This window comes from Photorhabdus noenieputensis (assembly GCF_018448935.1).
Taxonomy (GTDB): domain Bacteria; phylum Pseudomonadota; class Gammaproteobacteria; order Enterobacterales; family Enterobacteriaceae; genus Photorhabdus; species Photorhabdus noenieputensis.
In genome coordinates this window covers 1-24,667 of record NZ_RCWC01000040.1, presented here as the reverse complement: position 1 = coordinate 24,667, position 24,667 = coordinate 1, and the positions used below count along the sequence as shown (strand labels likewise).

Annotated in this window: 18 protein-coding genes, 1 tRNA gene and 3 pseudogenes; 8 read left to right on the top strand and 14 right to left on the bottom strand. The window is 38.8% G+C overall.

What is annotated here, in order from left to right:
• Window positions 1-213 precede the first annotated feature (213 nt).
• On the bottom strand, window positions 214-1,806 hold the full coding sequence (locus tag EAE91_RS20455; RefSeq protein WP_214090099.1) for a serine hydrolase domain-containing protein: 1,593 nt from the start codon (window positions 1,804-1,806) through the stop codon (window positions 214-216).
• 488 nt (window positions 1,807-2,294) lie between these two features.
• Entirely contained in the window at window positions 2,295-3,884 is a 1,590-nt protein-coding gene (locus EAE91_RS20450) for a serine hydrolase domain-containing protein (RefSeq protein ID WP_214090098.1), read from the bottom strand.
• A 158-nt stretch (window positions 3,885-4,042) separates the two neighbouring features.
• On the opposite strand from EAE91_RS20450, the pseudogene EAE91_RS20445 reads away from it, so the two are divergent.
• A pseudogene (locus tag EAE91_RS20445) lies at window positions 4,043-4,624 on the top strand (IS630 family transposase); the annotation flags it as partial.
• A 174-nt stretch (window positions 4,625-4,798) separates the two neighbouring features.
• Here EAE91_RS20445 and EAE91_RS20440 read toward each other — a convergent pair.
• The 5 genes from EAE91_RS20440 to EAE91_RS20420 all read right to left on the bottom strand — a co-directional run bounded on the left by EAE91_RS20440 (window position 4,799) and on the right by EAE91_RS20420 (window position 11,759).
• Complete coding sequence (locus EAE91_RS20440; protein ID WP_214090097.1) at window positions 4,799-6,391, bottom strand: serine hydrolase domain-containing protein; 1,593 nt, start codon at window positions 6,389-6,391, stop codon at window positions 4,799-4,801.
• Window positions 6,392-6,867: 476 nt separating this feature from the next.
• Entirely contained in the window at window positions 6,868-7,968 is a 1,101-nt protein-coding gene (locus EAE91_RS20435; RefSeq protein ID WP_214090096.1) for an amidinotransferase, read from the bottom strand.
• Between the two features lie 593 nt (window positions 7,969-8,561).
• Complete coding sequence (locus EAE91_RS20430; protein WP_214090095.1) at window positions 8,562-8,879, bottom strand: hypothetical protein; 318 nt, start codon at window positions 8,877-8,879, stop codon at window positions 8,562-8,564.
• An 823-nt stretch (window positions 8,880-9,702) separates the two neighbouring features.
• Window positions 9,703-10,008: a hypothetical protein gene (locus EAE91_RS20425; protein WP_036778983.1), complete on the bottom strand. Its 306-nt coding sequence runs from the start codon at window positions 10,006-10,008 to the stop codon at window positions 9,703-9,705.
• Window positions 10,009-10,820: 812 nt separating this feature from the next.
• Window positions 10,821-11,759, bottom strand: a complete 939-nt coding sequence (locus EAE91_RS20420; RefSeq protein WP_214090094.1) for an alpha/beta hydrolase family protein — start codon at window positions 11,757-11,759, stop codon at window positions 10,821-10,823.
• Window positions 11,760-12,037: 278 nt separating this feature from the next.
• Here EAE91_RS20420 and EAE91_RS20415 point away from each other — a divergent pair, with 278 nt between their 5' ends.
• Complete coding sequence (locus tag EAE91_RS20415) at window positions 12,038-12,937, top strand: DNA-3-methyladenine glycosylase family protein (RefSeq protein WP_214090093.1); 900 nt, start codon at window positions 12,038-12,040, stop codon at window positions 12,935-12,937.
• Between the two features lie 90 nt (window positions 12,938-13,027).
• Here the strand turns inward: EAE91_RS20415 and EAE91_RS20410 are convergent.
• Window positions 13,028-13,258: pseudogene (locus EAE91_RS20410) on the bottom strand (virulence RhuM family protein); the annotation flags it as partial.
• A 550-nt stretch (window positions 13,259-13,808) separates the two neighbouring features.
• Here EAE91_RS20410 and EAE91_RS20405 point away from each other — a divergent pair.
• Both EAE91_RS20405 and EAE91_RS20400 read left to right on the top strand, forming a co-directional pair.
• A complete protein-coding gene (locus tag EAE91_RS20405; RefSeq protein WP_214090091.1) occupies window positions 13,809-14,027 on the top strand; it encodes a hypothetical protein in 219 nt (72 codons plus the stop codon).
• 96 nt (window positions 14,028-14,123) lie between these two features.
• Window positions 14,124-14,495 carry a hypothetical protein gene (locus EAE91_RS20400; RefSeq protein ID WP_244868964.1) on the top strand — a complete coding sequence of 124 codons (372 nt, stop codon included), beginning with the start codon at window positions 14,124-14,126 and terminating at the stop codon, window positions 14,493-14,495.
• A 341-nt stretch (window positions 14,496-14,836) separates the two neighbouring features.
• Here the strand turns inward: EAE91_RS20400 and EAE91_RS20395 are convergent.
• A tRNA-Sec gene (locus EAE91_RS20395) sits at window positions 14,837-14,931 on the bottom strand.
• Window positions 14,932-15,167: 236 nt separating this feature from the next.
• Between EAE91_RS20395 and prlC the strand changes: the two genes are divergently transcribed.
• Both prlC and rsmJ read left to right on the top strand, forming a co-directional pair.
• The gene (gene prlC / locus EAE91_RS20390) at window positions 15,168-17,210 is read left to right on the top strand and encodes an oligopeptidase A (protein WP_214090090.1); all 2,043 of its coding nucleotides are present in this window, start codon (window positions 15,168-15,170) and stop codon (window positions 17,208-17,210) included.
• Between the two features lie 6 nt (window positions 17,211-17,216).
• On the top strand, window positions 17,217-17,960 hold the full coding sequence (rsmJ, locus tag EAE91_RS20385) for a 16S rRNA (guanine(1516)-N(2))-methyltransferase RsmJ (RefSeq protein WP_214090089.1): 744 nt from the start codon (window positions 17,217-17,219) through the stop codon (window positions 17,958-17,960).
• A gap of 37 nt (window positions 17,961-17,997) precedes the next feature.
• Here the strand turns inward: rsmJ and gdhA are convergent, their stop codons facing one another.
• Together gdhA and uspA are read right to left on the bottom strand one after the other, a co-directional pair.
• Window positions 17,998-19,341, bottom strand: coding sequence for an NADP-specific glutamate dehydrogenase (gene gdhA, locus EAE91_RS20380; RefSeq protein WP_214090088.1), 1,344 nt, complete (start codon window positions 19,339-19,341; stop codon window positions 17,998-18,000).
• 260 nt (window positions 19,342-19,601) lie between these two features.
• On the bottom strand, window positions 19,602-20,033 hold the full coding sequence (gene uspA / locus EAE91_RS20375; RefSeq protein ID WP_214090087.1) for a universal stress protein UspA: 432 nt from the start codon (window positions 20,031-20,033) through the stop codon (window positions 19,602-19,604).
• A gap of 465 nt (window positions 20,034-20,498) precedes the next feature.
• Between uspA and uspB the strand changes: the two genes are divergently transcribed.
• On the top strand, window positions 20,499-20,834 hold the full coding sequence (gene uspB / locus EAE91_RS20370; protein WP_214090086.1) for a universal stress protein UspB: 336 nt from the start codon (window positions 20,499-20,501) through the stop codon (window positions 20,832-20,834).
• 54 nt (window positions 20,835-20,888) lie between these two features.
• On the opposite strand, the gene pitA is transcribed toward uspB, so the two are convergent.
• Window positions 20,889-22,379 (bottom strand): inorganic phosphate transporter PitA, encoded by a 1,491-nt coding sequence (gene pitA / locus EAE91_RS20365; RefSeq protein ID WP_214090085.1) that lies wholly within the window; start codon window positions 22,377-22,379, stop codon window positions 20,889-20,891.
• 270 nt (window positions 22,380-22,649) lie between these two features.
• On the opposite strand from pitA, the gene EAE91_RS20360 reads away from it, so the two are divergent.
• Complete coding sequence (locus EAE91_RS20360; protein ID WP_214090084.1) at window positions 22,650-23,834, top strand: BaiN/RdsA family NAD(P)/FAD-dependent oxidoreductase; 1,185 nt, start codon at window positions 22,650-22,652, stop codon at window positions 23,832-23,834.
• 280 nt (window positions 23,835-24,114) lie between these two features.
• Here the strand turns inward: EAE91_RS20360 and EAE91_RS20355 are convergent, their stop codons facing one another.
• Together EAE91_RS20355 and EAE91_RS25095 are read right to left on the bottom strand one after the other, a co-directional pair.
• Entirely contained in the window at window positions 24,115-24,537 is a 423-nt protein-coding gene (locus EAE91_RS20355; RefSeq protein ID WP_312150061.1) for an MFS transporter, read from the bottom strand.
• An 8-nt stretch (window positions 24,538-24,545) separates the two neighbouring features.
• A pseudogene (locus tag EAE91_RS25095) lies at window positions 24,546-24,667 on the bottom strand (IS982 family transposase); the annotation flags it as partial.

The following is a 24,667-nucleotide window of genomic DNA, read 5'->3' as shown; positions in this document are numbered from 1 at the left end:
CATCCAAGCGATAATGATTATCATTTAATATATGGAGGACAATATAAAGTAACTACCGAAGCTGATATTTAAAAAAACAGACAGAACATAAATATAATAGTTCTGTCTGGAACAAAGTGCATCTAATAGAAAATATCTTTAAGCCCTCAATAGCATTAATGGTATTACTGCTAGTGAAACTCTATTCTAAATTTATATTTATTAACTAGCCAATTAAACCGCAACAAATTCCACATTCAAGCAACGTGAATTACCAATATAAAGACGATATTTATTAGTATCAGGATCAAATGCAAAATCAATAACAGACTCAGTACTGGGTGAGAAATAACTGTTGCCGTAAATATGTCGCAGAGCCTCTTTTTTTACAGGATGGATAATCCCATCAATATAAATATCATCACCAGATGATATAATATTAATTATCGCCTCTGTTTCGTGACTATAATATCGCCCTGATAATAACTGAATATCGACACTATCTTCATTGTTCATCTTTTTAAAATAAAAAACATTATCATTTTCATCAATATACTCCAGTGCAATAACACTGTCATTTTCAATGACGGGTCTGAACTTACTTTTACTTCCTTGCTCCTGGAATGTACAGTCAGAGTTAAAAATAATCTGGTTACCTTTTTCGAATAAATTACCTAAAAAATAAACATCTTCTTTGGTAATAATATAAGGATAAGGCTCTATCCCGCGGAAAATACCGGTGATATCAATATCACTGGTTAGGCAATATGGTTTTTCCGGTTCAATATGGGTGTTAAACAAGATATCCATATAGTTATCCGTCCATTGATCAACATCAGCATCGCTTGCAGAAGTCATCGCCATACCTAATTTAGCATCCGGCAAAATACAAACATTAGCTCGGAAGCCAGCAAAGGTACCATTGTGTTGTATTATCCTTTGCCCTTCACGTTGTTCGACAATCAAACCGTAAGCATAATTGTTACGATTGCCATTGGTTAAATCTGGTGTACGGGATAATTGAGGCAGTAGATCCTGAACAATAGATGGCGAATAAAACGCTCTAGCCCAACGACATAAATCATTCACGGTGGAGTGAACCGCTGCACTGCCCATCACAGAATTGTTGATATCGCTTCTTATCCACTGTTGCGAATTCTCATTATAAGTGTAACCCATCGCCCGATTAGAGATAATCTCGGTTATATCATCACAAATAATGGTATCTTTCATCTTTAATGGAACGAAAATATTTTCTTCTGCATATTCTTTTAACGACTTACCTGAAACCACATGGATAATTTCCCCCAACAAATAATAGCCCGTATTGCTATAAATATAATATTCCCCTGTGGGAGTGTTAAATGTCTGTTGTCGTTGGACCAGTTTTTCCATCAAATCAGCATTGCAGTAGTCAAAACTTGAGTTTTTACCTACCAAACTATAAAGTAAAAATACATCCCGTAATCCACTGGTGTGGTGAATAAGATGCTCAATGGTAATATCAGAGAAATGTTCGGGTAAATAATCCAAATATTGTCTGATTTTATCCTTGACATTGAGCTTTCCTTCTTTCTCCAGCAAAGCTATGCAAAAAGCCGTGAATTGTTTTGAAGAACTCGCTAAATAGAATTTAGTATTAGGCTGTATAGCAACATCATGCTCAATGCTAGCTTGCCCGATATGACGCTGATAAATTATCTTATCATCGTGGATAATAGCGACGGCGAGAGCTCCACCTTTTTTTTCATTTTCAATATTAACCAACTCATCTATTTTATTGATATACAATTGAATATTATCTTTAGATATCATCGATTCCATCATGAATTTCCTATTTAAGGTTACAAAACAGAACATATACTCTATGGATTTCAAGATGCATCGCGACGGTAAGGGAGTGAATCCCCGGGAGCATAGATAACTATGTGACCGGGGTGAGCGAGTGCCGCCAACAAAGAGGCAACTTGAAAGATAACGGGTATATATATACGACTTGATAGCAGTACATATATGGGCAGTACTGTAAGACGTAAACAAGAAATATCCAAGTAATAATGACTATCATTTAATGTGTGAATGGCAATATAAAGTAACTGCGGATGAAAATTAAAATTAACTAAATTTTATAACCATTATTTTCTTTCAGAAATCATTTTGGATCTAATGTTTACAAAAACAGGCAGAACATAAATATAACCGTTCTGCCTAGAATGAAGTGCACTAATAGAAAATATCTCCAAGTTCTCACAATAGCATCAATCCTATCTTGCTAGCTAAATGCTGTTCTAAATCTGTATTTACTAACGTGTCCATCAAACTGCAATGAATTCCAAATTCAAGCAACGCGAATTACTGACATAGAGGCGACATTTATTTTCATCAGGATAAAACTTAAAATCAATAATAAGATTAGTTCCTGTTGACAAATAACTATTCCCATAAATATGCCGTAAGACCTCTTCTTTCATAGGATGGATAATCCCATCAATATAAATATCTTTACCAGACAGTATAACATTAATTATCGCCTCTGTTTCGTAACTATAATATCGCCCTGACAATAGCTTAATATCGATACTACCTTCATCGTTCATTTTTTTAAAATAAAAAATATTACCATTTTCATCAATCTGTTTCAGTGCGATAACATTGTCATTTTCAATGATAGGCATGAATCGAGTTTTACCTCCTTGTTCTTGGAATGTACCGTCAGAGTTAAAAGTAATCGGATTACCTTTATCAAATACATTACCTAAGAAATAAACATCTTCTTTGGTAATAATATAAGGATAAGACGCTATCCCGCGGAAAATACCGGTGATATCAATATCACTGGTTAGATAATGCGACTTCTCTGATTCAACATCGGAGTTAAGCAATATATTAATATACCGATCCACCCATTTAGCAACATCAACACCTGTTGCAGTGGTAATCACGATACCTAATTTCGCATCCGGTAAAATACAAATAATTGCTCTGAAGCCAGCATAAGTACCACCGTGTTGTATTATCGTTTGCCCTGAACGTCGATTGATAATCAAACCATAAGCATAATTGTTACGATTACCATTGGTTAAATCTGGTGTACGGAATAATTGAGGCAACAGATCCTGAACAATCGATGGTGAATAAAATGCTCTCATCCAACGACACAAATCATTCACGGTGGAGTGAACCCCTGCACTACCCACCACAGAATTGTTGATATCGCTTCTTATCCACCGTTGTGAATCCTTATTATAAGCGTACCCCATCGCCCTGTCAGAGATAATCTCGGTTACATCATCGCAGATAAAGGTATTTTTCATCTTTAACGGGACGAAAACATTTTCTTCTACATATTTTTTCAACGACTGGCCTGAAACCAGGCTAACGATTTCCCCCAGTAAATAATAACCCGTGTTGCTATAAAGATAATATTCCCCAGACGGGACGTTAAGTGCCTGTTGTCGTTGGATCAGCTTTTTCACTAGGTCAGCATGGCAGTAGTCAAAATCTGAGTTTTTACCTGCCAGACCATAAAGTAAAAACATATCCCGCAACCCACTGGTGTGGTGAATAAGATGTTCAATAGTAATATCAGAGAAATACGCGGGTAAATAATCCAAATATTGTCTGACTTTATCCTTGACGTTAATCTTTCCTTCTTTCTCCAGCAAAGCTATACAAAAAGCCGTGAATTGTTTTGAAACACTCGCTAAATAGAATTGAGTATTAGGTCTTACAACCACAGCATGTTCAATGCTAGCTTGTCCGATATGACGCTGATAAATGATTTTATTGCCGTGGGTAATCGCAACGGCGAGAGCGCCCCCCTTCTTTTTATTCTCAATATTAACTAATTCGTCTATTTTCTTAATAAATAGTTTAATATTATCTGCGGATATTGTCAGTTTCATAATCAATCTCCTAATAAATAAACTTTCAAAATAGTAGATCATTGGAAGGGAACTCAGTCCGATTTTTGCGATCTGATCAATCGCGAAAAATCCCAAACCCTAACACGAACTGAGTGATACCTATCATAGTAGCCATACCTTAAAATGAATGCCAGAAAATGAGAAAACTTATCTATAAAACCCGTGATAAAAACTATTCCCGTCGATTGACGGTATGATTGATGCTCAATGAGAAATTGACAGTGACTTATGTCGCCAAAACCCTTCATGCCGCACGTTCTTCCATCAATCGTTGGGTTGAGTGGTTTACATTATATGGGCTAGAAGGGCTGAAAAATTTACCGGCTGGCCGACCTGCTGTCTGGGATCTCTCCCCTCTATAACCTATTGCTTTGCTTATTACAGCAATCTCCCCAAGAGTTCGGCTATCTTCGCTCTCGCTGGAGCCTTAAGCTCATGACTCATACCCTTGATGAATGACTCAACCTCTCTCTGACACAAAATGTCCTCTATCGTTACTTTGCTCAAGCGGGGATTGTCTGGCGCAGACGGCACCCACGGTAAAACAACCCGATCCTGAATATGATGAGAAAATGGCAAAGATCACGGAAGCCAAAGCGAATATTTCAGAAAAACATTCCGTTTTCTATGAAGATGAGGTGGATATTAATTTAAACCCGAAAATCGGCGCGGACTGGTGTTTCAAAGGACAACAAAAACGGGTTATCACCCCGAAAAAAATGAGTATAGCACTATTATGAAACCTTATTTATAAAAAACAGACAGAACATAAATATAATAATTCTGTCTGGAACAAAGTACATCTAATAGAAAGTATCTTTAGGCCATCAATAACATTAACTCTATCCTGCTAATGAAATGCTGTTCTAAATTTATATTTACTAATCTGACAATTAAACTGCAACGAATTCTACATTCAAGCAACGCGCATTACCGACATAGAGACGAGGTTTATTGGTATCAGGATCAAATTTAAAATCAACAACAAACTCAGCACTAGGTGAGAAATAGCTATTCCCATAAATATGTCGCAAAGCCTCTTTTTTTACAGGATGGATAATCCCATCAATATAAAGATTATCGCCAGATGATATAATATTAACTATCGCCTCTGTTTCGTGACTATAATAGCGACCTGACAATAGATTAATATCGACACTACCTTCATCGTTCATCTTTTTCAAATAAAAAACATTACCAATTTCATCAATATGTTCCAATGCGATAACACTGTCATTTTCAATGACGGGTCTGAACTGGACTCTACTTCTTTGTTCTTGGAATGTACCATCAGAGTTAAAAATAATCGGGTTACCTTTTGTAAATAAATTACCTAAAAAATAAACATCTTCTTTGGTAATAATATAAGGGTAAGGCTCTAACCCTCGGAAAATACCGGTGATATCAATATCACTGGTTAGGCAATGTGGTTTTTCTGGCTCAACATCGGTATTAAACAATATATCAATATACTGATCCGTCCATTTACCAACATCAACATCACTTGCAGCAGTCATCGCGATACCTAATTTAGCGTTTGGCAAAATACAAATACTAGCTCTAAAGCCAGCATAGGTACCACTGTGTTGTATTATCGTTTGCCCTGCACGTTGGTCGATAATCAAACCGTAAGCATAATTGTTACGATTACCATTAGTTAAATCTGGTGTACGGGATAATTCAGGCAGTAGCTCCTGAACAATAGATGGCGAATAAAACGCTTTAGCCCAACGACATAAATCATTCACAGTGGAGTGAACCGCTGCACTGCCCACCACAGAATTATTGATATCACTTCTTATCCACTGTTGCGAATTCTCATTATAAGTGTAACCCATCGCACGATTAGAGATAATCTCGGTTATATCATCACAGATGATGGTATCTTTCATCTCTAATGGAGCGAAAACATTTTCCTCTGCATATTCTTTTAACGATTTACCTGAAACTACGCTGACGATTTCCCCTAGCAAATAATAGCCTGTATTACTATAAATATTATATTCCCCAATGGGGGCGTTAAGTGTCTGTTGTCGTTGGATCAGTTTTTTCACTAAATCAGCATGGCAGTAGTCAAAACTTGAGTTTTTACCTGCCAGACTATAAAGTAAAAATACATCCCGTAACCCACTGGTGTGATGAATAAGATGCTCAATGGTAATATCAGAGAAATGTGCGGGTAAATAATCCAAATATTGTCTGACTTTATCCTTGACGTTAAGCTTTCCTTCTTTCTCCAGCAAAGCTATGCAAAAAGCCGTGAATTGTTTTGAAGCACTCGCTAAATAGAATTTAGTATTAGACTGTATCGCAACAGCATGTTCTATGCTAGCTTGCCCGATATGACGCTGATAAATTATCTTATCATCGTGGATAATAGCAACTGCGAGCGCCCCACCTTTTTTTTCATTTTCAACATTAACCAATTCATCTATTTTATTGATAAACAACTGAATATTATCTTTAGATATCATCGATTTCATCATGAATTTCCTTATATGAAATTATAAAACAAGACATATATATGCAGCCTGATAGCAATATATATATATGGGAAGTACTGTAAGACGGAAATAACCAACATCCAAGTAATAACTATTATCATTTAATATATAAAGAGAAACAGAAAGTGACTACGGCCATTTGAATTCATGCTAGCAGCGATTCACTACCAGCAATTATTTCAGAACTCATACTTAAATTCAGAATTAAATAATCTGTTACTATTCATAATTATAGAAATGATGAGAAGGAGGAGGGAGAAATACAAACAAAATGCAGAGGCATATAATGTAGAGGTATATTGGGCATGGCCAAATATTGGGGCAATTTTCAATACTATAATCACTTTTATACCCCAATATACAACTCGCGCAACAATGGCTACCATATACCAGATACTTAATGCAAACATTGCTGCATCCCAAAGGGAATATCTCTAGATAGCCATCATTATTCATTCCTAGTCAAGATAAGACTGTAAAGTTCCGCGCCGTCTTACATCCACGGTTGCACAATGGAAGGAACCACCGAACGTATTAAAATTCCTGAAATTACATGGAATTGGCGTAAAGCCCCAACGTTTCATCGCAGCGATCATTGGCTCATCCTGTTTTTCAACAATCACCCGCTGCTCATCCAACATCAGAATATTCATGTTGATCCATTTACTGGTGGTATACAGAGGATGGTCATCAGGAATAACCGGTTTCGGCGCATGTAATACATCCCAGTTCCTAAATAATTCAGGAATTTTTAATACTTTTTCTGGGTGAATTAACAGTTTTCCTGGTGCCATAGGAACAAAAGTGGCATCAATGTGCATAGGACTATCATCGTTAAATTCAAAAACATGAATACGATATTCATCACCTATATGACGACGAAGCCATTCAATACCAAATTCGTTTGTGACATGGCTCTTTTGAGCAATGATGTCTCGCCCACACCGAATAAAATCCGCAGCATCAAAAGTCGGTTCAAATTCAGTTATCGCAAGGGGAACACGTTCATTGCTATTAGGCTGATGCCATTCGAAATTATATTGTTCCTCGGTCAACTGTGGCTTTGGCCCGGCGCTCCATTTTGCACCTTTCTTAAAGTAATCTTTAAGTAAAGTCTTGTATGCCGCTGTCTCAAAATAACGGGAACGCCATGCTAGCGGGCATTCAATAATATCATTTCCAATAACTAACAGCACATCGCGAGGCATTGCACAATAAAACCCGGTACTACTCCAGCCTGGTGCACCAAATACCTGAGATTGGTCTTGCGGATCTGGACGACGTACTGTCACACCTTCACCTTCAAGAATATGGACAAACTCTTCTAATTCTCTAGATGCTGCATCAATTTGCTCTTGCGGGAATGACCGACCTGCATACCGATAAAAATTAGTAACTTGATTCGGTGGCAATATCGGCTCTATCGCCATATGCCAACCGGGAAATCTAGCACCATCAACTACACCGACAATAACCTCCTCAAGTGGGTCCCACTCATTAAAAGAACAAACTGGGGATGAATTCTTACTATTACAATCTGTTAAATTTGAATCAAGCATGTCGTCTCCTGATATTTTAATATTATGTCGCTTTAAAACTATAACAACTGTATTAATTGCGACCCTATTCCCATCAATATAAACCTCTTAGAAAAAATTCAATTTCAATATGTCATCATATATAACATTATGGATTTACATCTCTTTCAGTTTAAAAAATCAAATTAACTATAATTTTTTAGACCTAATAAATCCAACAACAAATCATAATATTGGTTATTTAAAACAGTAAAAAACTGTCAAAAAATTTATTTTTCCGTTATAAAACGTTCAACCAAGTTAATAATATACAAAACAACTTTATAGTTTCACTGTAATTTTATAACCCTAAAATAAGAATATAAATCTGTCTGCGAGCAATAATATATGGACATTTAAATTTGTAAAGGAATTAAATTTAAGGATTGTAAAATAGAGTTAATGTGATTATTTGCAACATCATTATTACCGTTAAAACATTACCTAAAATAAATCACAATTTATTTATAAGATATAGCATCTTTAATTTCATAACAATTCATTTAAATAGGAACAAGAAGGACGTAAATATTCACGTCCTTCCTACGGTTAGGTATGCTTAGCAAGCACTTATCTTAACTGGATTTACTTTCCTCTACTTTAGAAGCCATAATATAGCTATAATTCCCTTGTATATCTGCCTGAAGTCCTACATTTATAGGTTTCTTTTGATAAAACGAATTTACAAGAGTAACAAGTAAAGCCATAGCCCTATTTATATTGACATGAGGTAATGACAAATCTAAAAAATAAACGCTAGCTACATTATTGATATCCATAGTAACGTTAATTACTTTAACCTTTTCGCTAATATCAAGATCAATTTCAGTTACAGTACCAAGTTGATACTTTATATCTGAATCCAGATTTATTTCATTTAATTTCTCACTCATAATATAAACCTCATAACTTAATGTAATTAATTTATAAATATAATTATATTGGCTCAAAATACAGCACAACAAATCGTTCACTTGAGAAATATAAGATAGTTTGTACTTCTACTACAAAATCAATATGCATTAAAAGATTATCTACGAGTCAGATAAGATAGTTATCATTTTTGATACTGCATTAACATCTTACCTAACACTTATAAATATAGATGCCATTAATGCATTGTCAAATTAAATTTAAAAATTTAATATAATTAATTTATAATAAAATCTTTAATATAAAAAAATAAGTTATATGGGTGTTTTATATGAGAAAAAATAATATCTCAGTAAATTTTTCGTTCGAAAAAATCACATATAAAAACAATAAATTTAAATAATAGATCTATTTATCTCCATATTTAAAATAGTAAGTGCAAAAGTGTTATCAAAAAAATAACAGATAAACTGTAATAACATACTTCCGTTATGAAATTAAATTAACCGTGTATAAAACAAAATCCTTGTTATTATTTCCAATGTCATTATTTTTATAAAAAAATATCACTACAAATAAACAAACTACCATTTGTTTATTTCTTAATTTTATAATAATTAGTTTAAATAAAGACAGGAAGAACGCGGATATTCACGTTCTTCCTACAGTTAGGTGCATTTGGTAGAAAACATATTTATGTTTTTAATAAAACCAGTCCCATTCTATGAAGAAATACTACACTTAATTTCAATTAGCAATAATGCTATATTTGGCAACTGATTATATCACTCAAACTAAATTCAACTATTCTACGCACTCATTTAGAAATTTAACAAATACTTCTTAAATTTCAACACCTACTATATATTTTAGCTTAGTAAGATTACTTTTTGCGACTTTTACTTTCACTTCTAATTTTTCATGAAGAACACGTAAAAGAGAAAGATAGAGCAGCACAATCTTGTCTTTATCTTTATCACCGTCAACTAGTAATAGATGAAAATCATCAACTACGCCTAAAATATTCAGACTAACAATAACTGAACTGGGTGACAGAATATCAATATTGACCTTCTCTACTTTACCCACTTTAAGCTCATCATCGACAATCAGTTCTTCATTTAACAAAATATCTTTCTTAATTATCATGATATAAACTCCAAAATTTAATCTAACCAATTGATAAATAACTTATATTACTCAAGAATACGTACAATAAGCTATTCATCTTGCCCATATGAAATTTTAACCATTTTCACTAGAAAACAAGGTGTTTATCAGGAATTTATCCAGCATTTAGATAACATATACAGCATTTCTGATGCCATATTGACGATTTATCTAATACATATAACTATAGATGCGATTAATGTATTGTCAACAAAATAAGAAAATAAATTTAATTAATTTAAAATCAATATTTTATTACCCAATAAAAAATAAAAAAGATATTACATCATGTAATGAACAGGATATTTTCAGTAGTTTTTCCTAGCAAATATAATGACAGCGATAAATGATAATGAGAAATAAGCCGCTATTTCCCTTCTATGTTACAAAAGGTAAACCAGAAAAATCATCTCAGAAGCAAAAAATAATTCATAACGTTTTATTACTATACTTCCTGGAAATAACAAGCGGTATATTAATCAAGTGATGATTTATAGTAAATATTATAATTTTATCTCATTCATCTATTATAATAACAAGAATATAAAATAAATCTCAAGCAATTATATTATTATTAAATTTATTACAAATCATTAATCATCAACTTGTTATTTATATATATATTTATTGCCAAATGAGATATGAAATTAACAACAATTACTATGCGAAAATAATCCTAGAAAAAACGTGGTGTCAATTTTGACTATACCACGTTTTATTTCCAAATTTAATATTACTTTCCAATATAGAAAAATTACCGACGAATTAATACTACTTTAGATAACAGACTTTTATCCATAATCCTTGGATAACCAATTCTTTATATCTTCAACAATAGGAGTAATCTGCAAAACACCCTCACTATTTCTAAATCCATGACCCAGGCCAGGATATTGATAAAAGGTAATATTCTCCTTCTTTAATTGCTCTTCCATTTTTATCGCTGAATCAGGACTAACTGAATTATCATTTAGTGTTTGAATAATCAATATAGGGCTTTTAGTCTGGCTTAACACTTTATATTGGTCAATACTAAGTGAGACTCTCCACCAATTAGCACCGTGATTACTCATCTCTATATGACTCATATTATCCCCGGCAGCTATTTTTTTCTGAAAATCCCTAAACCCTTTAATCTCTTCATTGAGATATTCTGGTGGCACCTCACTCTTTATACTATGAATAACATCATCAGCGAAATACCGACCTCCACCATTCAATGACACGGTTCTATCAATATAATTGACTTGTGATGTAACTAAATTAGCAACCACTGCTCCTTCACTTCCACCCAATATAATTATCTTGTTATATTTATTCTGATACTTAAGATCACCAATGATCTGAATATAATCCTTAACCCGCTGCTCTGGCGTATCCAACCTAATATAATCCTTAGGACAATCTGAACGTTCAACAACATCAGACCAAAGGAGTGATGCATCAATGCCATACTTTTCCACAGTCAGAACATCACTATCGGGATAAATATCACTGAACGTGTTATTCACAAACTTATTATTGGCGATACTATTACAATCAGAGCCTTGTATCAGCACTAATAGATTTTTACCGCCTCTTTGCTTAAGATAGTAAGTTATTTCACTACCATCATGACGGAAAAACTGTTTATGGGTATTTGTATTTGAGTAAGCGAAACCTATACAACATGAAAAAAGCAGAACAGATGTTAGAATTTTCTGTCGTAGATTAAAACGATATGCTTTCATTAATCTCTCCTTTAATTGATATATACAAAGACCACAAATTGACGATATTGTTCCTGTCAGAAAAATTTTTAAAATTTGCGAACAAGTTTCAGAGTTTTTTATCCAGCATGCTATACCCAATGGATTTCAAGATGGATCGCGACGGCAAGGGAGCGAATCCCCGGGAGCATAGATAACTATGTGACCGGGGTGAGTGAGTGCAGCCAACAAAGAGGCAACTTGAAAGATAACGGGTATAACTATAATCACTAAAACACCCATATATTTGGAGAGAAGAAATGCAAACCACTTTATCCACCAAAATCGCATTACCCGATAATTATCATACCCACGATTTTTTCGCACTTCATCAAAGAGATAAACAGAATATCGCTGAAATTGTGGAACAGAATAAAGTTCAAAAAGGGATGATGTGGGATGACAAACCTGCGGAATTAACCATTGCTATTAATGCAAAAACCGCACATATACAACTTAAGGTTGATGGTGACACAACAGGCCCTGATGAGCGCTTATCTGCTTTAGCATCGCATATGCTAGGGCTTCTACAACCTGTTCATCTATTTGAGTGTTTATATAAAGAACATCCGATTATTGGTTCACTTATTGCCAGACAATCAGGTTTAAGAATCTATCAATCGGCCACACCGTTTGAAGCATTAAGTTGGGCGATTATCGGCCAACAGATCAGCGTCAGTGCGGCCATCTCTATTCGCCGGAGATTTATTCAAGCAATGGGAGTTCAGCATTCCTCCGGGCTATGGTGCTTTCCAACCGCCAGACAAATCATCAATCATTCAGAAGATGAATTACGCCAATACGGCTTTTCTGTCAGCAAAGCCAAAGCATTACTCCGTTTAAGCCAATTAATTGAATCTGGTGAATTAACATTAGCCATCTCTAATGATGAGCAAGATATTCAGCAATTAACAGATAATCTACTCACTATAAAAGGCATTGGTATGTGGACAATTAACTATTCCCTGTTACGAGGATTCAACTATTTAAATGGCTCATTGCATGGCGACGTCGCAGTAAGACGTAATATGCAAAGACTGTTTAATCAAAATGAAAAAGTTTCCGCAGAACAAGCAGAAAAATGGTTGGCGGATTTCGCCCCCTGGAAAGCCCTATTAGCCGCACATTTATGGCGACAGGAATCAAGTGCCGGGTATTGATGTTGTTGTTAGTTTTCATTTCTTTTACTGGTATGGCGTATTGTTGCTATCGAACGATTAACCTTGAAAACCACTTTTTTCGTGAATATAAATCCTATGATAAGACTGACAAGTTGAATTTTGTACAAGTTCACCCTCATCATAGATAGCCTTAACATGCTGTGTGATCGCCTGAGGCGTCACCTGATAAAGATTGGCTATCTCCGCTTGTGACAACCACAGCGTATCGGATTCAAAACGACATTCGACGTGTGTCTGACCATCGTCACTTCGGAACAAAATAAATTCGCCATGTGGTGCTTCAGGAAGATTATCACTCATCAATTACCTCCGCTTTACTGACCGTTATCTCAAGTAGGTGAAAAACCAATGGTACTAATATATCTGGAAGAATAAATGTTAAAATACTCAAACCAATTAGTTGCCTGCTACCGACATCTTCGCCAGTTCCGGCTTCATGGGATCAAAAATTGCCAGCGGCAATTCAACCTTCCGCCCATTCTGATCTTCTACTGCTTTGACTAACTAAAATTCAGCAATATCAGCACACATAATTTCTAATGATGAAATGGTCGCTCGGGTTGCCTCAATGCCCAAACAGAGCAAGTCACGACTTGGCAGAAGCTGTTGCCGCATAGGTGCCCCGCACTTTTTTATGCTCGCCAGTGACATTATTGTTGAAAGTTAAATTCACTCAAATTATATTTAGTGAAGGTTATTAATATTGTTCCATATAGTCATATAGTCATATAGTCATATAGTCATATAGTCATATAGTCATATAGTCATATAGTCATATAGTCATATAGTCATATAGTCATATAGTCATATAGTCATATAGTCATATAGTCATATAGTAAATGGAGCATTTATGAAAAAAACATCCTTATTTTTAACAAGTTCATTATTGACTGTTTCTTTCCTTTCAATCACACCAATAGCCTCAGCAGAAACCACCTCCCTAAAAAATCAATTCAATTTAGAAAATCAAAATTCAACAAATTTAGATTTTGATTTGAAATTGTATAGTTCAAATGGAGGACCTGGTGGTAACGGCGGTAATGGCGGTAATGGCGGAAGTGGAAATTAAGGGTAAATAGCAGTAAAGGTAAAAGCTAACTTTCACATTCTTTGTTTTTTGAGGCTGACGCTTTTTCTAAATAAAGGATTTTTATAAGGTATTTATATGATTAATAAAAATTTATTTTTTTTATTCAGTTTAACTATCCCTCTACTATTTTCTACAGCAAGCTATTCAACACAAATAAATGAGGTCATTAAATGCTCTGTTCTTGATGGAAAAAAAGGTGAGAATGGTAAGAATGGTACCCCTAATTGTAAAAATGGCGGCAACGGCGGCGATGGTATAGCCGGTAAAAATAATGGAAAAGGAGGGGATGGTGGAAAAGGAGGACCTAACGGTGGAAATGGAGGAAGAGGAGGGAATGGTTCAGGAAGTGGTAATGGAGGCAATGGTGGCGATGGAGGGAAAGGTGGAGCAGGAGGAGAAGGAGGTCCTAATGGTGGTCAAAATGGCAAAAATGGAAGGGATGGCTAGAGTTCCTGACACTGGTGCTGCGACACAAAGCTGTTCCTATAATTTTTTCAGCCAATAAGTCGTAATAAGAGCAAAGAAACCTGCTGCCTCACCAACAGTTCCCAACCCGGCTGTGCATTAAGAGTAATTCTAATGTACAAAATGCCGGTAAAATGGATAAGCATCAAAACGTATAGCCGGTGCGTCTCCAGAACCCCAAAACAACTACAGGCATTAAAAAGCTTCGGCGCTCGGCTGATTGCAAAAAGTGAAACCAAAATGTCTTAGGAGAGCATAAAATTTATGATCACTCTCGTTTTTACCATACTAATCTTGATGACTTTTTCTGGGACGAGTGCGGATGGCGGAAGATCACAGGAGTCGAACCTGCCAGAGACCGCTGGCGGCCCCATCTGGATTTGAAGTCCAGCCGCCCCTCCGGGGACGATGATCTTCCATATAAATACAAAGAATTATGAAAAGGAGCTAATCATAGCGCATATTATCTGGCTTCTGAATCCGTTTGCTGAAATCATTCTCAATTTCCTAAAAAGCATTAAATTTTGTTGTTCATAAACTCAACATTCGCGTTGAGTTTGTCGAATTTTACCTACATCTTATTAGCCGATACCCATTACGATACAAGGTTGCTCCGCTCAGCAATGTATCCAACACATAAAAAGGACGCTTTATATGACTAATCCGTTACTCGTTCCATCAGGTTTACCCAAATTTTCTTCTATTAAACCAGAACATGTTGTTCCCGCTGTAAAAGAAGTCATTGCCAATTATCGCCAAACCATCGAAAAAATATTGGCCGAGAATACCGTTTTTACTTGGGATAATTTGTGTCAACCACTGGCCGAAGCAAACGATAAACAGTCCCGTGCATGGTCACCCGTCAATCATTTGAATTCGGTTAAAAACAGCCCAGAATTACGCGCCGTCTATGAAGAAAGTTTGCCATTACTGTCTGAATTCAGTACCTGGTTAGGTCAACACAAAGGACTATATCAAGCCTATAAGTCATTACGTGAAAGTGCTGAGTTTGAGAAGCTCTCTGTGCCTCAGCGCAAAGTTGTCGAGAATGCTCTGCGTGATTTTAAACTATCAGGTATTGGTCTGCCTGAAGAGAAACAGAAACGCTATGGCGAGATCAGTGCACGTTTGTCAGATTTAAGCTCGCAATTCAATAATAATGTGCTTGATGCCACTATGGGCTGGACCAAATTAATTACTGACGTGAAAGATCTGGCTGGTCTGCCTGAAAGCGCGATTGCCGCCGCTAAAGCTCAAGCAGAAGCTAAAGGACAAAAAGGCTGGCTACTGACTTTAGAAGCACCAAGTTACCAGCCGGTTATCACCTATGCAGATAACCGTGAACTGCGTCGGGAGATTTATCACGCCTACAATACCCGCGCATCCGATCAGGGACCAAATGCAGGTAAATGGGATAACAGCGAAGTGATCGCCGAAATCCTTGCGCTACGCCACGAACAAGCTCAATTGCTTGGTTTCAAAAATTATGCAGAACAATCCCTTGCAACCAAGATGGCAAAAACCCCTAAGGAAGTATTGGATTTTCTGAATGATTTGACAAAACGTGCGCACCCACAGGGCGAAGAGGAAGTAGATGAGTTAAAAGGTTTTGCTAAATGGCATCATTGCGCCCACAAGCTGGAAGCTTGGGATATGACGTACTATGGCGAGAAACAAAAACAGTACGAGTTCTCTATCAATGATGAGCAGTTACGTCCTTATTTCCCTGAACAAAAGGCTGTTGAAGGGCTATTTGAAGTTGTTCGCCGTATCTATGGTATTACGGTCAAAGAACGCCATGATGTAGAAACCTGGCATTCGGATGTCCGTTTCTTTGATCTGTACGATGACACCAATGAGCTGCACGGTAGTTTCTACATGGATCTGTACGCACGCGAGAATAAACGTGGCGGTGCCTGGATGGATGAGTGTATCAGCAAAATGCGTCGTTCCAACGGCGAGCTGCAGAAACCTGTCGCTTATTTGAACTGCAACTTCAACAAACCCGTTGGCAATAAACCAGCGCTATTCACCCACAATGAAGTCAATACGCTGTTCCACGAGTTTGGTCACTGTCTACACCTGATGCTGACTAAGATTGAAACTGCCGGTGTCTCCGGTACCAATGGCGTACCGTGGGATGCGGTCGAAATGCCAAGCCAATTCATGGAAAACTGGTGCTGGGAGCCAGAAGCACTGGCATTCATCTCTGGTCACTACGAGACTAAAGAACCTCTACCACAAGCCATGTTGGATAATCTGTTAGCAGCCAAAAACTATCAGGCTGCCATGAAGATCTTGCGTCAACTTGAGTTTGGTCAGTTCGATTTCCGTCTGCATGTTAACTACGATCCAAAGAAAGGCGCTCAAACCATGAAGACCTTAAATGAAGTGAAGAAATTGGTCTCCGTAGTGCCTTCACCTGAATGGGGCCGTTTCCCACATTCATTCACCCACATCTTCTCCGGCGGTTATGCCGCTGGCTACTACAGTTATCTGTGGGCTGATGTGTTGGCAGCCGATGCTTACTCCCGTTTCGAAGAGGAAGGCATTTTTAACCGCGAAACCGGGCAATCTTTCCTTGATAACATTCTGTCCCGTGGTGGTTCCGAAGAGCCAATGGAGCTGTTCAAACGCTTCCGTGGCCGTGAACCAAAACTGGATGCAATGCTGCGCAAGGCCGGTATTAAAGGGTAATTTAAGGTGGGAATCTGTTTAATCTGTGAACAAGGCGCTGATAACAGCGCCTTATCTCAACTTGCGGAGCGCTGGGGGTTGGTCCATGACGAAAGCGCGATTATGGCGTTGGTCCTTACCCCTCAACGCCTTGAACTTCGCAAACGGGATGAGCCAAAGTTAGGCGGCATCTATGTCGATTTTGTATCAGGTACAATGGCACATCGTCGCCGCTTTGGCGGCGGACGCGGCGAAGCAGTCGCTAAGGCCATAGGGATCAAAAAAGATTATCTGCCGACAGTCGTGGATGCTACCGCCGGACTGGGGCGCGATGCCTTTGTGCTGGCATCACTGGGTTGTCATGTAAGAATGCTGGAACGCCATCCGGTAGTCGCGGCATTGCTGGATGATGGACTACAACGGGGTTATCAGGATGAAGAAATTGGTGGCTGGTTGCAAGAGCGCATGACGCTGCTCCATGTCTCCAGCATTACAGCGCTGGCCGATATTACGCCGCAGCCCGATGTCGTTTATCTTGATCCTATGTATCCACATAAGCAGAAAAGTGCACTGGTGAAAAAAGAGATGCGAGTGTTCCAATCTCTGGTTGGCGCTGATGAAGACGCTGATAATTTGCTAGCCCCCGCACGCGCTTTGGCAAAACGCCGCGTCGTGGTAAAGCGGCCAGATTATGCAGAACCCTTAGCTGGAGTCGCTGCATCAGCGGCTATCACCACGAAAAATCACCGTTTTGACATTTATCCTTGTTAAAAAAATCAGCCGTATATTGCGGCTGATATCTTTTAACCTACAGAATACCTTGAGCAAGCATAGCGTCGGCAACTTTTACAAATCCAGCAATATTCGCCCCCTGAACATAATTGATCTGTTTGCCCTCGCCACCATACTCAACACAAGCGTGGTGAATATCTAGCATGATGTGGTGCAAACGCGCATCCACTTTTTCAGCCTTCCAGCCTAAACGGGCCGCATTTTGTGCCATTTCCAGACCAGATGTTGCCACACCACCAGCATTGGCTGCTTTACCTGGTGCAAATAGCACACCTGCTTCAATAAAGGCTTCCGTCGCTGAAATCGTTGCTGGCATATTCGCCCCCTCAGCAACAGCTTTAACGCCATTCTTGATAAGGACTTTAGCCGCATCCAAATCCAGCTCATTCTGGGTGGCACATGGCAAAGCGATATCAACCGGCACAGACCACGGTTGTAACCCTTTCAAGAAAGTCAGCCCCCGCTCTCTGGCATATTCTTCCACTCGGCCATAGCGTTGGTTTTTTATCTCTTCAAAATGAGCCAGCTTCTCCGGTGTGAACCCATCCTCATCGACTAAGGTACCGCCGGAATCCGAAGCAGTCACCACTTTCGCTCCCAATGCCATGCATTTTTCAATCGTATATTGCGCGACATTACCAGCACCGGAAACCGATACGCGCATACCTTCAAAACCCATGCCATGACGTTTCAACATGGCATTGACGAAATAGACCAGACCATAACCAGTCGCTTCCGGGCGAATCAAACTACCGCCAAAAGAGAGACCTTTGCCAGTAAATACACAAGCCGTGTTATTAGAAAGCTTTTTCATCATCCCTGACATGAAAGCCACTTCACGACCACCCACACCAATATCACCTGCTGGAACATCAGTATCTGGCCCCAAATGGCGGTACAATTCTGTCATTAATGCCTGACAAAAACGCATAATTTCGCCCTGGCTTTTTCCTTTAGGATCAAAATCTGAACCTCCTTTACCACCACCCATTGGTAAGGTTGTCAGTGCATTTTTCAAGGTTTGTTCAAAGCCCAGGAATTTCAGAATAGAGAGGTTCACCGATGGATGAAAACGCATACCACCTTTATATGGCCCAATAGCTGAGTTGAACTGCACTCGCCACGCACGGTTTACCTGAACTTTACCCTGATCGTCTACCCAACAAACCCGAAACTGGATAACCCTTTCTGGCTCCACCATACGCTCCAGTAGGCTATGTTCACGGTATTTCGGGTTTTGTTCAAGAAACGGCCAAAGAGAGGTGAATACTTCCCGAACAGCCTGGAGATATTCTGGTTGATATTCATCCCTGCGTTGAATCGATCCAAGAAATGAAGACAAAGATAGTAAACAGCTCATTTAGTTATTCCTTATTTCTACTTCGGTTGTGATGGACCCCAGTCATTTTCTAATAATTATTTTTGTCGAAAATGTGAGGTAAGTTGTGTTTGCCCTTTGAATATATCACTGTTCTATATTCATCTTTCAAGAAGTTTTTTCGCAGAAAGGTAAAAAAAATTTCTTGATTGCACCGGACGTAAACCAAATAGCACTCCATTTCACCCAAAAAAACGCCTGCATAAGCAGGCGATTTTATCGAATAACTTTTCAATCTGTTGTCATTCATCATCACGCAGAGGAACAATCAGCATATCAACATGAACCGTGTTAATTAACTGACGAGCAGAAGACATCAATTTGCTCCAGAAATCCTGATGATGACCACAAACAACCATATCTATGCCATATTTCTTAATTGCATCAACGAGTACTTGCCCCAGATCACCGCTACCACTCAGGGTCTCCTGAATGTCATAGTCTGAATCTGCGGAGAGAGCTTTCAGCGCACTGCGGGTCTCGTCAGAAATACGTTGCTGCATATCACCGAGATTAACATCAATCAAACCGGTATAGAGATCGGAATAGTTAACATCAACATGGATCAGGGAAACTTTGGCATTGTCTGGTTTAGCCATAGAAACAGCTTTTCTCACCAAAACCTGACTTTCCGGGGATAAATCAACCGCAACAAGAATATGTTTGTAAGCCATAAGCGAACTCCTTCCATAATGCCGAGTTAGTGAGTTGGCAGGGCAAATTGCCACTATCCTGTGTTTATTACTACTAAGAATGTTCTTCAAATACGGTTTCGATCACAGCTTATCGTATTTAGCGACTGAACAAAGAACATCCACCAAACAAACAACATATACCACAATTGCTCTCCCTGCCACTTGATGAATAACAAAATCCTACTCTGAATTTATGGCCTTTCTTGATACCCAATATATTTACGTGAACAGCTAACCAATCTCTCTGGGGTTGCATGGTTGGATAGAACTGACTAGATGAGTGTTTATGACGTTTTTCTGCTCGTTTTGTCCCAACTTACACAGAACAGGTTTTTTGTACTATCTGGCTATCTTTCCTACAATAAATATAAAGGTGTTACCACCTGCAATTTTGATTTTTTCTTTTTTGTGACAGCTCTGGCTAACCATTCTAAGGAGGGGATTATGTTCAGTACAATCGCACTGTTTTGGGCCCTGTGTCTTGTCTGCATTATCAATATGATGCGCTACTTCTCTTCACTACGAGCATTGCTGTCCATTCTTCGTCAGTCTGATCCCTTGCTTTATCAATCAGTAGACGGTAACGGCTTTTTCACTACTCATGGGCAACTTAATAAGCAAATACGGCTAGTGAACTATATCAATTCACAACGTTACCTTGATCATCATGATCCAGAAGTTGTTCTTCGTTGTGAAAGGTTGAGAAGACAATTTATTTTGACCAGTGCATTGAGTGGACTAGTTGTTATTTGCCTGATTTCTATATTGATTTGGTATTAAAGAAAAAGGCGGTATAGTTGACCCATACCGCCTTCAAATTATCCATTAAAATCATTAAATTAGTTTCAAAGCGAACCAGTAAAGCGTACCGGACAACCCGATTGAAACCGGCAACGTCAGTATCCAAGCCAGCATGATATTCTGGATGGTTTTACCTTGAACTCCGCCACCATCGACCAACATCGTTCCAGCCACCGCGGAAGAAAGCACCTGCGTCGTAGAGACCGGCATGCCGGTATAACTCGCAACACCAATTGAAACAGCAGCCGTCATCTGAGCTGAAACACCCTGCGCGTAGGTCATACCTTTTTTGCCAATCTTCTCACCAATAGTGACAGCAACACGTTTCCAGCCAACCAGAGTTCCCAAAGACAGAGCCAGTGCGACCGCAATGATAATCCAGACAGGTGCATACTCAACGGTGTGTAATAAGTCTTTCCGCAATTTATTCAGGAAACGGGCATCTTCCGCACGGGTTTCCGGCAGTTTAGCCAGAGACTCCGCCGTATCAGCAATACACATCAACATACGGCGCATATTGTTACGCTGTTCAGCATTCAGCTCACTGTAGCTCTGAATGCCTTTTAATAAGCTTTCTGTCTGATTAAGAACAACAACAGCACGCGTAATATCACAATGGAATCGCCCTTCCGGTTCATCTTCCGAAACAGCAATTGATGGTGCCAGCTCAATTGCATGGGATAACGCTGAACCATGCTGCCGATAATATTGTTGCAGGTGAGTAATGGCGTCGTAGGTACGGGCAATGTCATAGCCATTGGCATTCATATTTACGACAAATCCCGCTGGAGCTACACCAATTAGCACCAACATAATCAAACCGATACCCTTCTGACCATCATTCGCCCCATGAGAGAAGCTTACGCCTACCGCAGACAAAATCAGCGCTGTACGTGTCCAGAAAGGGGGCTTACGCTTACCATCCTTCTTTTCACGTTCAGCGGGAGTCAGATGAATACGCTTACGCTTCTTGGTACTACTCCAGTAACGGCGCAACAGAAACACAATTGCCCCGGCGATGATCAACCCGATTAAAGGAGAGAGGATCAACGACAGGAAAATCTGTATCATCTTCGGCACATTCAACGCATCAACCACAGAAGAACCGGTTACGATGGCATTGGTCAAACCGATACCAATGATAGAACCAATCAGGGTATGAGAACTGGATGCAGGTAAACCGAAATACCAAGTCCCAAGGTTCCAGACAATCGCAGCCAGCAACATGGAAAACACCATAGCAAGGCCATGAGCAGAACTGACATTGAGAAGAAGATCGGTTGGAAGCAAATGTACAATCGCGTAAGCGACACTTAATCCACCAAGAAGAACACCAAAGAAGTTAAATACCCCAGCCATCACGACGGCGAACTGTGCTCGCATAGCACGGGTATAAATAACTGTTGCTACCGCATTCGCGGTATCATGAAAGCCATTAATGGCTTCATAAAATAGCACAAACAGTAGTGCCAGTACTAACATTAGGCTGGTGTGAAAATCCAGGCCAGTAAAAAGATGTAGCATAAACGTTAAGCCAGTTAGTTGGACATGAACGCGGCGCATTATCAGTGACAAATGCTAGCGGGGGAAGTGAAATATGAACTTTTTTTGATTTCATGACAACTAGATAACAATAAGAAATAGGAATACTCCTTATATATCATTAAATTACATATCTTTTAAAAAATTGACAATTTTAAGTTATAAGGGGCTTTTTCCCCCACAAACTTATCAAAAATGCAACATATTAGGGGCAATTCCCCACTAAATTATTTGGTCATAAAGAGAAAAACAGTGGAAAAATTTGATGCAGTGATTATTGGTGCCGGTGCAGCGGGTTTGTTCTGTGCAGCTCAGGCGGGACAGCTCGGTTTACGGATACTTGTTCTGGATAACGGTAAAAAAGCCGGGCGTAAGATTTTGATGTCCGGTGGTGGGAGTTGCAACTTCACTAATATGTACACAGAACCATCAGCTTATCTTTCTACTAACCCTCATTTTTGCAAGTCTGCTCTGGCCCGTTATACACAATGGGATTTTATCGAACTGGTTCAACGTCATGGCATTGCTTACCATGAAAAAACACTGGGGCAGCTTTTCTGTGATGATTCCGCCCAACAGATAGTTGATATGTTGCTGAAAGAGTGTGAAACCGGTCAGGTTACTATTCGCCTGCGCAGTGAAGTTAGCCAGGTAGAAAAAAATGGGCAGGGTTTCGTTATCATCGTTAACGGAAAAGAAGTAAGTACACGCTCACTTGTTATCGCTTCCGGTGGATTATCTATGCCTGGTCTTGGAGCAACTCCTTTTGGTTATCGGATTGCAGAACAGTTTGGCTTGAAAGTTTTGCCAACCCGCGCCGCCCTTGTACCGTTTACTCTGCATAAACCGCTACTGGAGCAACTTCATGTGCTCTCTGGTGTATCCGTTCCCGCTATTGTCACCGCCGAAAACGGTACTCTGTTCAAAGAAAATATTCTGTTTACCCACCGAGGACTTTCTGGCCCAGCAATTTTACAAATTTCCAGTTACTGGCAACCAGGAGAGTTTGTAAGTATTAACTTACTTCCAGATAGTGATTTGGAAGCTTTTCTGGAGCAGGAACAGAGTTCTCACCCAAACCAAAGCGTAAAAAATGCTTTGGCAAAATTATTACCAAAGCGGCTGACAGAGAGCCTGCAAACACTCGGCCAAATCCCAGATATTGCTCTTAAACAACTGAACCCAAATCAGCAAAAACAGTTGGCCGCTAACCTCCAATCATGGCGGGTACAACCCAACGGTACGGAGGGCTATCGCACCGCCGAAGTGACGATGGGAGGTATTGATACTCACCAGCTTTCATCCAAAACGATGGAAGCTAACCAAGTAAAAGGACTCTATTTTATTGGCGAAGTAGTAGACGTCACCGGCTGGCTTGGTGGCTATAACTTCCAGTGGGCATGGAGCTCCGCTTGGGCATGTGCTCAGGCATTGTGACTGGTGCAGAGAGACAATAAAATTTGCCCGTAAGAGCGATTTGCCTCATGTTCTTACTGGCAACCATATGTGTGATCTGAACAATCCAGTCAGGTTCAATTGTCCAGTCATACCTGTTTTTTGGCCAGTCTGTAATCGCATTTAATGTTGATAAGCTACTACCCATAATGGTGTTGGCTTGTTATCGGTATACAGTGGGTCTTGAGGGTATATCCATTGAGTGGATGAAAAAACAGAACGATCGAATACAACATCAAAATTGCAATTCATACATCCACCATTAATTATTTTTTTTGATTAAAAAAGTATAATAAATCAATAGAGTTATCAAGCTAATTAGGGATAATAATGAAAACAGCAGAGTAGCATTAAATAAATCAAGCATGATCCCTCCGTAAATAGGTGCTAAAGCTGCTCCGATACTTGACATATTGGAAGCACCAAAAAAAGCTCCTCTTAAATGGTGAGGGGTGAGCCTATCAACTTCGACATTAAACGTAGGTATGGCAATTATTTCCCCAAAACTCAGAATGACAGTTGCGACACAGAGATAATAAACTGTATTAATAGGTGAGAATGCAAAAATGATTTGAGCTATGGCAATTAACACGATACCAATTAATATTTTTATTCTTGGTGTAAAATTTCTTAATAAAATTAAAATTGGGACTTGCAAAGTGATAATTGTCAATGAGTTGACAATAACTAACCTCAGCTTCGTTTAAAAATAGCGATATCACAATCCCGTAAATTCAAGCTCGGTTTTTTAGGTTGGAATGTATAAGCAATTAGGCCAGCGACGATTTCCAATAAAAAACCGAGTTGACTGCGGT

What these genes read in the sequence shown, in the direction of transcription:
- EAE91_RS20405 (WP_214090091.1), top strand. Translation starts at nt 13,809, where the DNA reads ATGAAAAAAACATCCTTATTTTTAACAAGTTCATTATTGACTGTTTCT.
- EAE91_RS20420 (WP_214090094.1), bottom strand. Translation starts at nt 11,759, where the DNA reads ATGAAAGCATATCGTTTTAATCTACGACAGAAAATTCTAACATCTGTT.
- EAE91_RS20415 (WP_214090093.1), top strand. Translation starts at nt 12,038, where the DNA reads ATGCAAACCACTTTATCCACCAAAATCGCATTACCCGATAATTATCAT.
- uspB (WP_214090086.1), top strand. Translation starts at nt 20,499, where the DNA reads ATGTTCAGTACAATCGCACTGTTTTGGGCCCTGTGTCTTGTCTGCATT.
- EAE91_RS20450 (WP_214090098.1), bottom strand. Translation starts at nt 3,884, where the DNA reads ATGAAACTGACAATATCCGCAGATAATATTAAACTATTTATTAAGAAA.
- EAE91_RS20440 (WP_214090097.1), bottom strand. Translation starts at nt 6,391, where the DNA reads ATGATGAAATCGATGATATCTAAAGATAATATTCAGTTGTTTATCAAT.
- uspA (WP_214090087.1), bottom strand. Translation starts at nt 20,033, where the DNA reads ATGGCTTACAAACATATTCTTGTTGCGGTTGATTTATCCCCGGAAAGT.
- EAE91_RS20400 (WP_244868964.1), top strand. Translation starts at nt 14,124, where the DNA reads ATGATTAATAAAAATTTATTTTTTTTATTCAGTTTAACTATCCCTCTA.
- pitA (WP_214090085.1), bottom strand. Translation starts at nt 22,379, where the DNA reads ATGCTACATCTTTTTACTGGCCTGGATTTTCACACCAGCCTAATGTTA.
- prlC (WP_214090090.1), top strand. Translation starts at nt 15,168, where the DNA reads ATGACTAATCCGTTACTCGTTCCATCAGGTTTACCCAAATTTTCTTCT.
- EAE91_RS20425 (WP_036778983.1), bottom strand. Translation starts at nt 10,008, where the DNA reads ATGATAATTAAGAAAGATATTTTGTTAAATGAAGAACTGATTGTCGAT.
- EAE91_RS20435 (WP_214090096.1), bottom strand. Translation starts at nt 7,968, where the DNA reads ATGCTTGATTCAAATTTAACAGATTGTAATAGTAAGAATTCATCCCCA.
- gdhA (WP_214090088.1), bottom strand. Translation starts at nt 19,341, where the DNA reads ATGAGCTGTTTACTATCTTTGTCTTCATTTCTTGGATCGATTCAACGC.
- EAE91_RS20455 (WP_214090099.1), bottom strand. Translation starts at nt 1,806, where the DNA reads ATGATGGAATCGATGATATCTAAAGATAATATTCAATTGTATATCAAT.
- EAE91_RS20430 (WP_214090095.1), bottom strand. Translation starts at nt 8,879, where the DNA reads ATGAGTGAGAAATTAAATGAAATAAATCTGGATTCAGATATAAAGTAT.